A 15,710-nucleotide genomic window follows, 5' to 3' on the forward strand; every position below is an offset into this window, starting at 1 on the left:
TCGTGTTTTAGAAAGTGAGGCTCAATTTAAAACCTGTAGAAATCGTCCAGGGGCTAACGTTGTATCGTTCAATTCCTTGCTTGAACTGGATACCATTTCCCTGCGCGCCCGACTCGGGTTGGAACGCCAGTTCAGGATCTACTCCTATCTTGGCGGCCGTCCAGAGCATGATGTTCCGGGCGTAGACCGACAGCGACGCGTTGCGAATGCCGATGGATTGTACCAACGGCGCCGGCAACTGATACGCGAGGGAGATCTCCCGGAGCTTGATGAATGAGGCATCGAACATGGCAGCACCCATAAAATCCCAGGGATAGTTATCGGCGTAGGGGACATACTTCGTTCCCTCTCCACCCAGGTTCTCGGTATACCCGATGATATTTCCGTCACCGTCGTACTGCGCTATCACACCGGGGTTGAAGACACCGTCATTGAGCGTTACACCGTCGCCGGGCTCTAATGGTTGCCCACCATAGGCTGCCGTGGGGCCTCCAACGATATTGATACCATCGGTAATCAAACTTCCCTGGTTTGCCACCAGCCAATCGCGCAACTCTTGTCCTGTGCGATTTCCCGGATTGATCAGCAGATCCAAAAATCTTTGTGTCTTCAGATCCGACTCTGCATATCGATACGTTTGTGAGATAAAATCGCCACCCTTGCGCCAGTCGAACGACATATTCAACGTAAAGGCCTTGTACGCCACCGTAGTTTGCAGCCCCATCGTGAAGTCGGGATTAAAATTTCCGATCTTGTTCTTCACATTACTGCTTCTGATCACCTGCCAGGTGCCTTCGTCGCTCAGAAGCGGGTAACCATAGTACGGAGAGGTCTTATCTTCGACCGTCACCATCTTGCTGTCATAGATGTCGCCGATTGTTTCGCCAACATAGGTTCTTACCTCAGCCCGACCGTCGCTCCAGAAAGAATAAAATTTAAGCTCTTCTGGCAGCTCAACGATCTTGGTGCGGTTGCGACTATAATTCACCGAAACGTCCCAGCGCAAGTCACCTTTTTGAACAGGCGTACCGCCCAGACCAAACTCCCAGCCGCGGCTCTGCAAAAGTCCGGCGTTTATTTTTTGCCTTTCGAACCCCGACGACGGCGCCATGTCCGTCAGAATGATCTGGTTTTTGTTATCCGTCGTGTAGTATGTTCCTTCGAATCGTATGCGATTGCTCAGCAGACCGAACTCCGCCCCCACTTCCGTAGAAGTAGAAATCTCAGGCTTTAAGGCAGGTGTAAGCAAGTCCTGCGGCCTCGTTACCCGTGGCGTGCCCTCCCATGCGCTGGCGGTATTCATGATATTGATCAACTGGTAGGGGCCTGTATCATTACCCACCTGCGCCACCGCGCCCCGTAGCTTCAGCATGCTTACCTGTTCAGGCATGGGCAACATTTCGTTCACCAGCACACTGATAGAGGCAGATGGATAGAAGTAAGAATTCTCTCCTTTCGGCAACGTGCTCGACCAGTCGTTACGCGCGGTAAGATCCAGGTAGACCATATCTTTATACCCCAGGTTTACCAGGCCATACGTGCTGTAAATACCTTTTTCACCGAAATAGTTGCTGTAGTCGAGGTTGTCCACCGCAATATTTTGGATAGTATATATTCCCGGTGTGATCAGGCCGGCTCCGGGTTTACTGGAAGTCGATACATTGCCCGATTTTTGATACATCGTGTTCCCACCGATCGACGCCGTGACATGCCAGGGCGCAAAGTCTTTCTTATAGGTAAGGAGAAAGTCGGCGTTGCGTTCGAACCGGTCCATGTTTACAACGCCATAGGCACCTTTGGGCTCGCCGGTATAGCTGTTGGCTATTTTGGATTCGCGTTGCTCACGATACGTATCCATCGAATAACGTCCCATCAGGCTGAAGGCGTTGGAGATCTGCCATTCGGCTTTGACATTGCCATATACCCGATCACGTACAAAACTATTATTCACTTCATACGCCAGAAAATAGGGATTGTTGTATTCCCCAGCGCCATTGTCCTGTGTAAGCTGTTGTAAGCCTTCCTGGCCTTTTACCCAGTAATTACGCAGATCGTTGATATCAATGTGCGGCGATACGTAATACGCCCACTGAATGGGGTTCGCACCGCGGTTGTTCGCCGGACGATTGTTGGAATTGCTCCGGGTGAAATTCAGGTTGGTCGTCACCTTTACCTTCGGATTTAACTGCACTCCGGTACTCAGGTCCAGGGAATTCCGAAAAAGGTCGGAGTTGGGAATGATCCCGCGGTTGGACATGTTTGTGTAGGCAATGTTGTAATTCAGCTGCCCGGTGCTGTTCGCGATCGAAATGGAGTTTGTCGACGTGATACCGGTCTGTACAAAGTCCTTTACATTGTCGGGGTGCGACACCAATGCTGTCGGAATGGGATTACCGTTTTCATCGAGCGGGCTGTTCCATTGAATGGCTTTGTAGCCTTTATCAAGCTCCGGGCCGTTGCCGGCCACCGACTCCTCGTCGATTGTCAATACGCCGGAGGGATTATTATCGGGAGTGTACGGACGTACCCCAATAGCGAATTTGCTGTGAAAAGGAAGAAACTTGTACGGTATATCAAAGGCGTTGTTGGAGGATACGTTTATCGTCATACGTTTAACCCTTGATCCGGATTTCGTGGTAATCAACACCACGCCGTTTCCTGCCCTCGAACCGTACAATGCGGTCGCGCTGGCGCCTTTCAGCACCGACACCGACTCTATATTATCCGTATTAATGTCCGAAATAGCATTGCCATAGTCCACACGATTGTCACTTCCAAAGCCGCCAATATTATTGAGGCCACTTGCAACCGGTACACCGTCTACGATAAAGAGCGGCTGGTTGTCGCTGCTCAGGGATTTAGCTCCCCGTATAATCATGCTCACAGACGAACCCGGTCCGCCGGTAGACGATATAGCGACACCCGGTACCCGGCCGGCGAGACCGTTCAGTACGTTTTCTTGCGGAATGCGGCTCAAGTCTTCGCCATTCACTTTTCCCACGGAATATCCCAGGGAACGCTCTTCGCGCTTAATTCCGAGGGCCGTTACGACCACTTCGTCCAACGATTCGGAGTTCGGCAGCAGCGTTACGTCTACCGTCGTGCGATCTCCAACGACAACTTCCTGCGTCGTGAAACCTATGTACGAAAAAACCACAACGGCTTCACCATTGGCCACGGACAATGTATACCGACCTTCGACATCCGTCATGGTACCTGACTGCGTCCCCTTGACATATACATTCACGCCTGGCAGGGCAGCACCGTCTTCCGCAGAAGTCACCTTTCCCGACACCGTAACGTCGTTCGCTGCAAATACCACCCCGGCATTTACAACCAACATCATGAACAGGGCCAGCAACCGTGTACGCCGCTGCCCTTGCCTTTGCTTGTAAAAGTCTACTTCCATATATATAAACTGGTTTGGTTTATGTGTATTAAGTTTCGGTTACGATGATTGGGAAACGGTAATTATTTCATAAAGCGGGAGTAATCATACAATCAATTACTATATACTTTTTCGTCTCCCGCTATATATTATTCTTTCAACGGACAAATGTAGCGACGAACGCACCGTACCCTGCGCGCATTTTGCGTTAACCAGTTCGATCTTTGCGCAAGAAGTGAGGTAGATATTTTACGGCGTGGCAAGCGCTCCGCCGCAGGATTTGTAGCGGATGTATACGTATGATAATGGTCTGTAATACACCTAACGACTCATCGTGCCGATGGCGCGGGCTGGTGGTGGCTGATCAGTGCCGCCGCACCGAGCAAGGCTATGTTCTCATTCCTGGATTGATAGATTTCCAACCGGCGGATCGACTCGGGGTAACAAAAATTCGCCAGGCTGGTATACATGGCTTCTTCAAAAAAACGAAATGCTTTTGACAGGGATCCGCCGATCACGATGGCTTCGGGGTCATACGTTAAAACCACTGTCTTGATGACGTGGCCGATGTGTGCTCCGAACTCCCGCCACAGCGCTACGGCGGTAGCATCACCCGCCAGCGCCCGGCGGTGCGCTTCGATGGCTGTTAACTGGTGAACTGCTTCAAAGAAGTTGCCCGACGCATAATACTCGATATTCCGGTCGAGGTATGCCAGCAACCCCAGCTCGCCCGCACCGCAGTTGCGTCCATGATATAACTGATCGTCAATAACAATACCCGATCCCAGCCCCGTACCCGACGAAATGCCCACCACGGTATGCTTGCCCCTCGCCTCTCCGAAACGGTGCTCGCCCAGAATAAAACAGTTCACATCGTTGTTAACTGCCACCGGAAGAGACAGTGCGTCCTCCAGAATTTGCCGCAAAGGCACGGCTTTCCACGCCGGTATATTTCCAACGTTGTAAACGATGCCGTTGGCGATGTCTACCACCGAAGGAACTCCGATGCCGATTCCGGTCACGACCGGACTCACCAGCGGCCGGATAAATTCCACCAGTTGTTCCAGTGTGTCTGCCAGCGACCCGCGGTTGTTAAAGATCTCGCCGCGTTGCTGATGAATATGCCCTTCTGATTCGACTCCGGCCCGCACATTGGTTCCTCCCAGATCGACTCCTATTATCATACGTGCTCGGGGTTATCGTTTAATCATGTTGGGTGCGCTGATAACACCCAGGTAGCGTCCCATCCAGTAGGGCAATAGCCAAATGTCGCCCGCGCTGTATTCCGATGCACCGCCGTTGCCTCCGTCTAGCTCGAAGCGATTGGCGTTGTGCCGGGATATGCCCAACTCGTCGGGTGGCAGCACCTCCGCGGTATATTGCTTGCGGAAGTTGGTGTCGATCTTCACAATGTCGCCGCGATCGCTATTCTTCACATCCCAGCTGACAAGGTCCAGCGGGTATTCCTGTAGATACCAAACCGCCTCATCGAGGTCGAATTGTTGCGTACCGGTAACGGCCGTCATAATATTCCAGGCGCCATCTTTCTCCGGACGCTCAGCTTGCCAATGGTCAACGATCGCTTCCCGGAAATTTGTTCGCAGGGTATCGTTGAAGGCATACCTGTAGAGTCCCCAATAGCCCAGAAAATACATCTCGTCGTCCGAGTGGTTCCAGGCCTCCGACAACATTTTGCTCCAATCGTCGGCCGAAGCAGGGGCTTTCGTGATTTCACGCATGGGCCGCATGAGGTTCTCGTAATAACCATGGCGGGTCATCAGCTCAAAGGCTTTTTCTTTATACACTTCTTTGTGCGTGAAATGATATGCTGTCTGCAGCATGGAGATAATATTCGAGGAGTTGATCTTCCGGTCGCCTACCATCACCGGCCGCGCATTGACATACTCCGGGTTCCATTTGCCCCACGTCGTAGGCTTGCCATCCCAGTCCACCAGGTACATATTGTTATCGAGCACGTGCTGCATCAAAGAATCCATGAGCACCACGGCGCGTTTCTTCAGGTCCTCGTCACGCATTAGCTCGGCCATCACCCCATATACAAACATGTGGCCAATGGCCTCGTCGCTGCTGGTGGTGGACTTCCAGTCCCATTCCGGATCTTCTGCGCGCCGCCACGGCTCGCTGTCGTATTTATATCCCCGTCGCTCGAAGGAACGGGAAGGAAACCCGTGCATCGGGTTGATGGTATACAGACGCTCCAGGGCATCCATCGATTCACGGCAATTCTCCAGGGCATCGTCAGCGCCGGTTACGGTGTGTCTGAAAACCTCTGCCGCCAGGTACATACACGTCCACAGTCCGTCGTTGTCGGAGTCGTCCAGCGTACCGGTGCCCAGATTGCCTTCGTCCAGATTTTCCAGCTGGGCGTTAAATCCGTGGCGGATGTGACGACTGCGTACCTGTTTTCCGAAGTACGCGGCTTTGTCGGCAAGCGTCATCGATTTGAAGCAAATCTCCCCCAGCCCCTTATCGGTCAGTACCAGGATGGAGCTGTCGGCTTTCAGGGCGAGGTCAATCACCCTGTCGGAAGGCAACCAACGTTTGGATGCATAATAATTAAATTTACCATCCGGGCGTACCATAAAGGCTCCGCGTACCGATCCGAACCAGAGCCTGCCATTCATTTCTTTCACAGCTGTCAGGTCGGCACACGGAAGTTTACCCTGCCATGTACCACGTTGCCGGCCGCTGCCAGCGTCTAACGTGAGGTACCCGGCATGGGTACCAATCACCAGATCATTTGCCCCGTTTGTCAGCGCCAGGCACGTCAGGCCCGTGCCGGTATAGACGTTCTTCACCGTATGCTCCGCCACCGCAAAAACGGAAATACCCGAAGGGCTTAATAGTATAAACGCATTCCTGTGGCCATCGTATACCATATCAATCAAGCCAGCGGGCGCGCTTCCCTCCCATCCTATTCCGCGGTCGTCCAGGTACTGCAGCTTCGTTCCGTCCGACACTAAAAAAGAAAAATCCTTGCCGCCAGTAAAAAGTATCGCATCCGGCAACGTATGTTTTTTATAGAGCTTACCGGCCCAGGCATTGCTGAACACAGCTTTGTCATCCAGGTATACCAATTGCTGTCGGTACGTGCCAATTGCACGGATCTTTTTATCGCGTAAGGGACGGAAAGACCTATCGGCGACCAGCGTGCCCGGGTATAGAAATTCTCCGGCATAGGGGTGTAACAGCCCCTGCGAGGACAAGATTTGTACCACGCCGTTGCGATCGGTTCTTACTTGATTCAATACTACCGTACTGTCGGTGGCTGTATACTTCTTACTATAGTCCTGCTGAAAGGATACGTCCTGAAAAACAGGCTGATGGATGGCTGGGGGTTGATCGGGTTGACAGGCCACGATCGACAGCCAACCGGCCAGTAGAAGAGAATAGAATGCGAGACGTCTCATCTTTTTTGCTTTTTGCGAATGGTGAACGAATCCTTCAAGGTACCCTTGTCGTCGAATGTACGGTAGCTCAATACATCGCCCGCGATATCTACCCGCTGGTAAAAGTATCCGTCTTTATACCGCGCGGCGGCGTAGGGCTCTGTACCGATATCGTTGTGCTCGCTGGGAATACTGATCGAGATGGTGTACACGGTGCCTTGATCGAAACTATCCACCACCTTTCCTCCGGCCATGGGGTTGGAACGCATGTAATAATGAATGTGGCCACCCATCACCATGTCTACGTGGTACTTATCAAACAGGGGTACCCAGGCTTGCTGAATATCCTGGTAGGGTTCCTCAAAGTTGTATGGCGGGAAGTGAAACATGGCAAACTTCCAGGACGCCTTCGAGCTCGTCAGTTTTTCTTCGATCCAGGCGGTGTGGTCGGTCACTTCCGAGGTAGCGTCGATCATGAGAAACAGGGCATCACCATACTCGAATGCATACGATGCCTCTGGTTCGACCCGTGGCGGGCCGTTGTGCGGCAGACTGAAAAGATCGTAGTACAGTTGGGCGCCCAGGCCGTCCTGGCGGTCGTGGTTGCCCGGCACAGGCATAAGCGGTTTCCGGGAAAATGCTCCGCCCGAATACTGAAACAATTGATCCCATTCATCGCGATACAGCCCCGTGCTGACAATGTCGCCGGCGATGGAGTAAAAGGCAATATCTTTATGCTGCTGATCTGCCAGTGTAATCATTCGCCCGGAATCCGGGAAGCAATGCGTGTCGCCAAACCAAATAAAAGAAAATCCCTTGTCCTCGTCTGCCTCAGTTTCGAAGGTCGCTGCAGGCGACCAGTTGTTACCCCGCCCGGAGCCAACAGTGTAGCCATACCTCGTGCCCGGCTTTAGCACCCGCAACGAAACAGTGTGGCGTTGTATATACCGATCGTTGGAGAGCATGCGGTCTTGCAGCGTATTCGAGACTGCTTTTGTCTCCAACGTATCCGTTGTGCCGGTCACCCAATATTTTACAGCGCTCTCTTTCACCCCCGGGTGCGTACGCCATTGTATATCCACGGAGGTCTTTGGATCGCCACTCCACGTCTGCATGACCTGATCCGGCACGGCGGATGAAGGAAAAAGTGTCTCGCGAAACGCTCCGACGACATGCGCTTCCCGGGCACGTCCTCTCACCGTCGTAAACAGCGATTGCCCTACCAGTTCCGGCGGCACGGCCGTCAACTCCAGGCCGGGCCAGTCATGGTATGTAAACGCACCTACCGTCATGGGCACGGTGGGAAACTGCTCGGGAAACGCGTTTGTTATCTTCAGCTCATCCGCAGCATTTACCGGCCCCACAGATACAAAGTATACCGGCCGGTGTTTGTCGAATCCATTGATGCCAAGCTCCACCCACCCGGGCTCGAATTGCTTCTGCCATACTTCATATTCATATTCTTCGTTTTCTACGATCTTTCCCGACCGGGTAAAGCCGGCATCCTCCAGCCAGAAGGGAACTGTCTGCTGATCCTTGTGTCGCATCAGCGATACCATCACCGGCACATTTACCCGAAAGTATTGATATCGGGTGGATAGTACCTTCTTTTCTTCGAACGTCAGAAAATGTAGGATAAAGGCTTCATCAATACTATTGTATTGCTCAACCGGCACCTGCGCGTAGAGCCTCGTGATGACGCTATCCATCACTTCGTGCACCGACAACACCGCTGCTGTATCGGATTTCTCGCCGCAAGCATACAGCAGTAGTACCAATATCAAACACATGCACCGCATTCCCAAAGGCCTGTCTATCGTCATATCAATCCTATTACTATTTTTTTGCGCATACCGCCGACGTGGCACGCCGTGCAATACAATTTCAATGGCTGCGCTCATCAAAGATAGCTGACCGGCATGGGCGAAGAGGTTTAACTTTGCGTAAGGAAAGGTTCAAAAAACGTCAATCGGGGCATGGATGCCTAAGCTGGGTGTAGTCTATGAGGTGTTGCCAAATGAAAAAGCCCGCTATGGCTCTACGCAGAGCTATAGCGGGCGAAGTCGGGGTGAAAGGTCTTGCGCCGGTTATGGATTAGGCAGCACTACCTGACAGTTATACGTCATTTCACTGTGGACGGTGCAGCAGGCATATTGCCACTGTCCTGTGGGGATATAGTAGTCATTCCGCTCCCGATCAAAACTAATCGGGTAACCGGGCAAATTATAAAGATATTGTACGGTAAACCGCATTTTAAACTCCGCCCCCGGCCACTGTATCGTAAAGTCCGTAGGATTATTATTACTGTACTGTTCCATCAGCATCTGCCAGACTTTGTTTGTTTTATAGAGATTCTTTTTTGTGTCGTAGGCATCAAATCTAGCCAGGGTCATCTGGCCCTCGTTCGGCTCGATATAGAGAATGGTCGACAGGTTACCGGCTGAATTATACGCGTACTTCAGGATATACTGCGCCGTTGCATCGGTAGATGTGAGGTATTCACGCTTTTCCTTAATTCTCCCCTCGGCATCCAAATAAAGCTTTGTATATCCCGTATCGAAAGGCGGCCAAAGCGCACTGGGTGTTGTTACCCGGGATACAGTAACAGAGGTTGTGCCGTGGTAGACAAAGCTATAGGTCGTGGTATAGTTCAACCCATTATTTATCATATGGTAGCCATTCCGGACAAGGCGTCTCAGCCGTGCCGATGCATCGTAGCTAAAAACCGAACGCGTGCTATCGAAAAAACCGCCGTAAGTCTTGATCCTGGTGGGGTTTCCCTGGTTATTATATTCTATTGGGACAATTTCCGCTGCGGGATCTTGCCCCTGAAAGAACTGGTCCCCTAAAGCATAGAAATGATATGCGAGAGCCTCGGTGCTCGTCGCGATCGAACACGTCCAGGGAATTTGCGGCGGCGGCGGGCCGATGCCCATTGTACCGGGATTGGCCTCACGAGTGGTAAGGTTGCGCTCGGTGACATCTCGTAATGGATCTTCACCGCAAGCAACGAGCAGCAGTAAGATCGCAAGAAATGACGGAGGGGTTCTTAATAGTTTCATAGAGGGAGGGTTTTAATGTATTGTTAACGAACTTACGGATTCGCCCACCCGAATGATATAGCAGAAACATGTTACCGGAAAAACACCCGGGCCGATGATACACATCTGTTAATCTTTACGTTTACATGGAGGCCCATTTCTCAAGCATTTTGACAACTGTATCCAGCTTAATGGGTTTACTGATGTAATCGTCCATACCGGCTTGTATACAATCTTCCCGGTCGCTCTCCATAGCGTTAGCTGTCATGGCGATTATAATGGGACGTTGACCCGCTGTTGCGCGTATCTGCCTGGTAGCCTCCAAGCCGTCCATTTCCGGCATCTGCACGTCCATCAAAATTATTTCATAAAACTGTTGGCCTATTTTTTCGATTGCTTCCAGACCATTTTGAGCTATATCAATTTTTTTATATCCTAACTTATTCAACACCCGAACAGCCAACTTTTGGTTTACAAGGTTATCTTCTGCAATCATAAACCTAAGTGGATATTTCGCTGCAAAATCTTCTGAGAGCACTTGTTTTGGTCTCAGGGTTTCTACGGGCATAGTCCCATCATCTGGTTTTAGCGCTGAATTAATAACCCTGCACAACTGCTGCTGTCGGGCGGGCTTGTTTAACACGGCTACAAACAAGTCAGAATGTTTCCTTTTACTTTCATCGCCAATAGAACTAAGAAGGACTATGGGCAGTCGTGGATATTTTTCTTTTATTTTATTTGATAGTTGTATGCCGTCCATGTCCGGCATCTGCATATCCGTAATGACCAGGTCAAATCTTTCGTGGTTCGACAGCAGCTCCAAAGCATGCTCTCCGGAAATTGTCACTGTAGACGATAACTTCCATTGCTCCAGCTGCGTTTGTAGTACCTTAAGGTTTGTCGCGTTATCGTCAATCACCAGGATTCTTTTCCCCTCATTCCCAACTGAATTGCAATGTGCAGATTGAGGAATAGACGCCTGGCTTACCATGCTCTTTGTAGTAAAGCTAAATGTCGTGCCGACATTTAGCTTACTTTCCACGGTAATGGAGCCTCCCATTAACTCCGCCAGTTTCTGACTAATGACGAGTCCCAGACCTGTGCCACCATATTTTCGGGTAGTAGAAGAGTCAACTTGCGAGAAGGATTTGAACAGTCTTGAGATCTTATCATCGGGTATACCAATTCCTGTATCCCGAATATGAAAAGCCAGCTCCAGTTCGCCATTCCTGTTGCTCACTAAATCTACTCCCAGGAAAATCTCACCCCGGTGTGTAAATTTCATGGCATTGCTGATCAGATTAAGTAATATTTGACGCAGACGATGACTATCACTCACTATCTGCGCCGGAATCTGGTAGTCTATCTGGTAGACCAGATCCAGACCCTTCTGTGCGATCTTTACGGAAAATACATCCATCACCTCCTCTACACATTGTCGCAAGTCGAAGGAGTGATTGTCGAGCTCAAGACTTCCTGATTCAATTTTTGAAAAGTCGAGTATGTCATTAATAACGGTAAGTAAGGCCTCTCCACTACTAATGATAGTATCCGTATATTCACTTTGCTCAGGCGTAAGTGAAGTCTCCGCCAGTAGTGAAGCCATACCGAGCACACCATTCATCGGAGTTCTTATTTCGTGGCTCATGGTTGCCAGAAAAATGCTCTTGGCCCGGTTAGCCTTTTCGGCCTCTTCGCGTTGGACTATTATTTCTTCTTTCTGCTGTTGAAGCTCGCCATTTAATGTTTGAAGAAATTCGGTTTGCGCCTGTTGCTCTTCATTTAGTGACTGCAAGTTCTCGGCCTGAGCTTCTAAAACATCCTTCTGTGCGATGACTTCGGCCGTCTTTAGGTAGACCTGTTCTTCCAGTTTTACTTTCTGGGCTTCGACAGCATTTAACCTGAACCTAAAAATGCCGTAAACCGATCCGGCAACAACCAGTACCAAAAGGGTTTTAAACCAAACGGTTGCCCAAAAAGGAGGTGTAATAATAACTTTAATGGATGTACCTTCTTCATTCCACGCTCCATCATTGTTACTGGCCTTCACCCTGAAGGTATACTCCCCGGGATCCAGATTCGTGTATGTTGCCCTCCGACGTACACCGCTGTAATTCCATCCTTTATCAAAACCTTCCATCATGAATGCGTATTGGTTCTTTTCTGAAAGTGTATAATTCAGAGCGGAGAACTCAAACGAAAAAACCGATTGTTTATACGTTAGTATGATTTCTTTCGACTCGCTGATGCTTTTTTGGAGGGGAGCGTCCTTGCCGCCAATCTCAACTGGTTTATTAAATACATTAAAATCAGTGATCCAAACAGGCGGAATGAACGTATTGTCTCGTATGCTATCCGGGTGAAAGATATTAAAACCATTAACACCCCCATATACCATTTCTCCGTCTGCAGTCTTATACCAGGCATTGGGCTTAAATGAATTATCTTGTAGTCCATCGCTCACATCATAGTTACGACAGGTTTTTGTCACGGGATCGAATCGGGAAAGCCCCCTGTTAGAGCTAAACCAGAGATTGCCATGATTGTCTTCCTGAATACCGTAGATAGCATCATTTGCCAAACCGTCCTTTTCAGTATACGCGATAAAGGTATTGGACTTCCTGTTAAAGAGATTTAAACCACCGTCAGTGCCCAGCCAAAGGTTGCCGTGACTATCTTCCAGGATAGAGCGAACGGTATTATGACTCAGGCTTTCCTTGTTGCGCGGATCATTGCGATGATGAATAAACTGGTTGTTTTTTCGATCAAATAAATCCAACCCATTGTCCGTACCCACCCAAAGATTTCCTTCTTTGTCTTCTGCCAATGAAAAAACAGAGCTTCCTCCAAAGCTCCTTTCATCCTGAGGGTTTTGACGATACCGGGTAAAATGATGTTCCTTCGTGTCATAGAAACATAGCCCCCCATTATCAAACATGCCAAACCACAAATTACCTTCACGATCTTTTAGGGTCATACTCACACTCGCACTGGATAAGCCATTGGAATTTTCGTTTTCAAGCAAATGCGTAAAAACATTCTTGTTCCGATCAAAAAAATCGAGTCCTACACGGTGATAGCCCAGTCCAAGAGTCCCCTTACTAATTTCTACTAACGTAATAATGTAGTCGGTGCTGATCGAGTTATCATTCTGGCTATCGTGTTTGTAATGCGTAAAGGTTTCCCTACTTTGATCGAGCTGATTCAATCCTCCTCCATCAGTACCAATCCAGATATTGCCCATGCTATCACCCGTAATGCATAAAACAAGGTTGTTGCTCAGGCTATTGCTGTTAAAAGGAATCTGCTTGTAATGTGTGAATTTATCTTTTAGATATGGCAGAAAATTCACTCCTCCGGACCAGGTGCCAACCCATATGTTTCCAATATCATCCTTGTAAAGGCTATGGATGGAATTGTTACTCAGGCTTGTATTGTCCGTAGCGTCATGTTGATACGTAACAAAAGTATTTCTCTCATGGTCAAAGATACTAACTCCACCATTTTCGGTACCTATCCAAAGTTTCCCATCATTACCTTCAACAAATGAAAGAATATCATTGTGTGCCACGCTATTGGGGTTTGTTGGGTCATGGCGAAAATTCCGAAAGGAATTATCCTTTTTGTTGAACAGCGCAATGCCTCCTCCTTGTGTCCCCACCCAGATATTTCCCTTGCTATCTTTAAAAACTGCTTTGGTCCAATTGACACTGAGACTGTTGGATTTACCCTCGTCATGATGATACACAACAAATTGTTGCGTTAGGGTATTGAATCTGCCCAGTCCTTGCCGTGTGGCTATCCATAGATCACCTCCATTATCCTCCGTTATCCTATAAATAAAATTGTGTTTAAAATTATTGTCATCGTTCCCATCGTAATAGAAGAGCCTGGAGGTTTTGGTGACGGGATCGAATAGGAAAAGTCCTTTCGTTGTACCCAGCCATATTCGGTTTTTACTGTCCTGAAAAATATCCCGTACGGATACAGCCGTACCATCAGGACTATACCGAATAAATATCTCCTTTTCACGGTCAAATAGATCCAGGCCACGTTCCGTAGCGATCCATAGGTTACCTGTCCGGTCTTCAAAGACGTCCCGTACCAAATTATCGCTTATACTGCTGACTTTTTCGGAGTTATGCTTATAGGCTGTAAACTGATAACCATCGTACTTGTTAAGGCCTTCACCCGTGCCGAACCACATAAAACCATTGTGGTCTTTCAAAGAGGCGGACACTAATCCATTGGACAGCCCCTCGTTCGTTGTTAATCGCTTAAATTTTGGACGCTGAGCTTGTGAATATACAGGTAAGGATAGACTCAGCAGAGACAGTATGAATAAATGCATCCACACAGTCTTGAAAAACTTGTTCTGAGCCAAAAGTGTGGGGTTAAGAATTTTTATAGACAATATCGCACCTATTGGAAGCAGAATTTGTAGGGATAATCCTGATTCGAAAAAAATCAGGCAAATTGTGCCGATGACGAACGACGTTATTCCATTCGTGCCATCAGCTTCCTATCCGATTCGTCCTGGGAATTTGGTGCGACCGTTAATTGACGGCGAACCGGCGTTCCGGCGTATCTGCGAGACAATTGAAGCGGCTCAAAAGAGCGTCTGGGTGACGGTGACTTTCATGTGGGCAGACTTTGAGATGCCGGACGGTCGTGGTGGAACATTCGATGTTCTTGATCGCGCTGCTACACGTGGCATCGATGTGCGGGTCATTTTTTGGCGGCCGGACGCCAAGACCGAATGGCTCCGGCGCAACGCGTTCTGGGGATCTAAGATTCATATTGATCTACTCAACGCGCGCCGATCTGGCGTAAAAATCCGGTGGGACTGCGCTCACCCAGGTTTCTGCCAGCATCAGAAAAGCTGGATCATTGATGCCGGCGCCGAAAATGAAACGGCCTTTGTCGGGGGGATCAATCTCAATCCCCATTCCATGGTCACACCCGGTCATAGGGGTGAAGGGCACAATCACGACGTTTACGTAGAACTAGCGGGCCCCTCGGTGGTCGACGTTCACCACAATTTTGTGCAACGCTGGAACGAAGCAAGCGAGCGATTGGCGGAGCATGGTCGTTGGGGAATGGGGAGCGAAGCCAGGCTACAGTTTCCAGCCCAGGTTCCCACTGCGCGCGGTAGTGCAGTCGTGCAAATACAACGAACTATCCATCCGGGACGCTATTTCGACGGACAGGCAGCGCCTGAAGGAATATCATACAATATCGCTTCGGGTGAGCAATCAAATTTCGATCAATATTGTGCGGCCATCAATGCCGCACGCCGGTCAATTTATATGGAAAACCAGTATGTTGATGTGCCTGAAATCGTGGATTGCCTTCATCGGGCACTCAAGCGAGGCGTGGACGTGGTTTTGCTGATGCCTGCTGAACCGGACGTCGGTTCGCTGATTCCGCCAGCGCGGCAAGCGTTTCTCAAAGCTCGGGCAGCGCTTGGGACTTTCGAGGGCTTCATGCTGGCGGGTATTGCAGGCATCGGCGCGGATGGTCGTCGCAAACCAATCTATGTCCATGCCAAGCTCATGTTAATTGACGATGAATGGGCTACAGTCGGCTCGTGCAACCTTCACCGTTTTTCACTCTTCGGAAATAGTGAGATGAACGTCGCCTTCTCTGAACCCAATACCGTTCGCACCTTCCGTTGTGACCTTTTGCGTGAACACCTCGACCAGGATACGTCCGGGATTAATGATCGTGACGCTCTCCATCTATTCCGAAAGATCGCCCGAGCGAACCGTAGAAAGTACGAAGCCGGCGATCATGCCTGGAAGGGGCTCGCTTTCGAACTCGATCCTGGCAAATATGTGGGGTGAGGAAAATTGTTATTCACTGCTCCTC

General features: G+C 49.7%; 7 protein-coding genes. 1 reads left to right on the plus strand and 6 read right to left on the minus strand.

Annotation, left to right across the window (positions count from 1 at the left end; genetic code table 11):
- Nucleotides 1-7: 7 nt before the first annotated feature.
- From K7P01_RS29485 to K7P01_RS29510, 6 genes are all read right to left on the minus strand, one after another.
- Nucleotides 8-3,409, minus strand: a complete 3,402-nt coding sequence (locus tag K7P01_RS29485; protein WP_267298190.1) for a SusC/RagA family TonB-linked outer membrane protein — start codon at nt 3,407-3,409, stop codon at nt 8-10.
- 308 nt (nt 3,410-3,717) lie between these two features.
- Entirely contained in the window at nt 3,718-4,572 is an 855-nt protein-coding gene (locus K7P01_RS29490; protein ID WP_267298191.1) for an ROK family protein, read from the minus strand.
- 12 nt (nt 4,573-4,584) lie between these two features.
- Nucleotides 4,585-6,819, minus strand: a complete 2,235-nt coding sequence (locus tag K7P01_RS29495; protein ID WP_267298192.1) for a ligand-binding sensor domain-containing protein — start codon at nt 6,817-6,819, stop codon at nt 4,585-4,587.
- Entirely contained in the window at nt 6,816-8,588 is a 1,773-nt protein-coding gene (locus K7P01_RS29500) for a metallophosphoesterase (RefSeq protein WP_397311151.1), read from the minus strand. Before K7P01_RS29500 ends, K7P01_RS29495 begins: the two co-directional genes overlap by 4 nt.
- 297 nt (nt 8,589-8,885) lie before the next feature.
- On the minus strand, nt 8,886-9,860 hold the full coding sequence (locus K7P01_RS29505) for a hypothetical protein (RefSeq protein WP_267298194.1): 975 nt from the start codon (nt 9,858-9,860) through the stop codon (nt 8,886-8,888).
- A 121-nt stretch (nt 9,861-9,981) separates the two neighbouring features.
- A complete protein-coding gene (locus K7P01_RS29510) occupies nt 9,982-14,223 on the minus strand; it encodes a hybrid sensor histidine kinase/response regulator (RefSeq protein WP_267298195.1) in 4,242 nt (1,413 codons plus the stop codon).
- A 100-nt stretch (nt 14,224-14,323) separates the two neighbouring features.
- On the opposite strand from K7P01_RS29510, the gene K7P01_RS29515 reads away from it, so the two are divergent.
- Nucleotides 14,324-15,685, plus strand: coding sequence for a phospholipase D-like domain-containing protein (locus K7P01_RS29515; protein WP_267298196.1), 1,362 nt, complete (start codon nt 14,324-14,326; stop codon nt 15,683-15,685).
- Nucleotides 15,686-15,710: the final 25 nt, after the last annotated feature.

This window comes from Parachryseolinea silvisoli (assembly GCF_021190955.1).
Lineage (GTDB): Bacteria > Bacteroidota > Bacteroidia > Cytophagales > Cyclobacteriaceae > Ohtaekwangia > Ohtaekwangia silvisoli.

Coding starts and splice junctions, on each gene's coding strand:
- K7P01_RS29485 (WP_267298190.1), bottom strand. CDS start 3,409: ATGGAAGTAGACTTTTACAAGCAAAGGCAAGGGCAGCGGCGTACACGG.
- K7P01_RS29490 (WP_267298191.1), bottom strand. CDS start 4,572: ATGATAATAGGAGTCGATCTGGGAGGAACCAATGTGCGGGCCGGAGTC.
- K7P01_RS29495 (WP_267298192.1), bottom strand. CDS start 6,819: ATGAGACGTCTCGCATTCTATTCTCTTCTACTGGCCGGTTGGCTGTCG.
- K7P01_RS29500 (WP_397311151.1), bottom strand. CDS start 8,588: ATGTGTTTGATATTGGTACTACTGCTGTATGCTTGCGGCGAGAAATCC.
- K7P01_RS29505 (WP_267298194.1), bottom strand. CDS start 9,860: ATGAAACTATTAAGAACCCCTCCGTCATTTCTTGCGATCTTACTGCTG.
- K7P01_RS29515 (WP_267298196.1), top strand. CDS start 14,324: ATGACGAACGACGTTATTCCATTCGTGCCATCAGCTTCCTATCCGATT.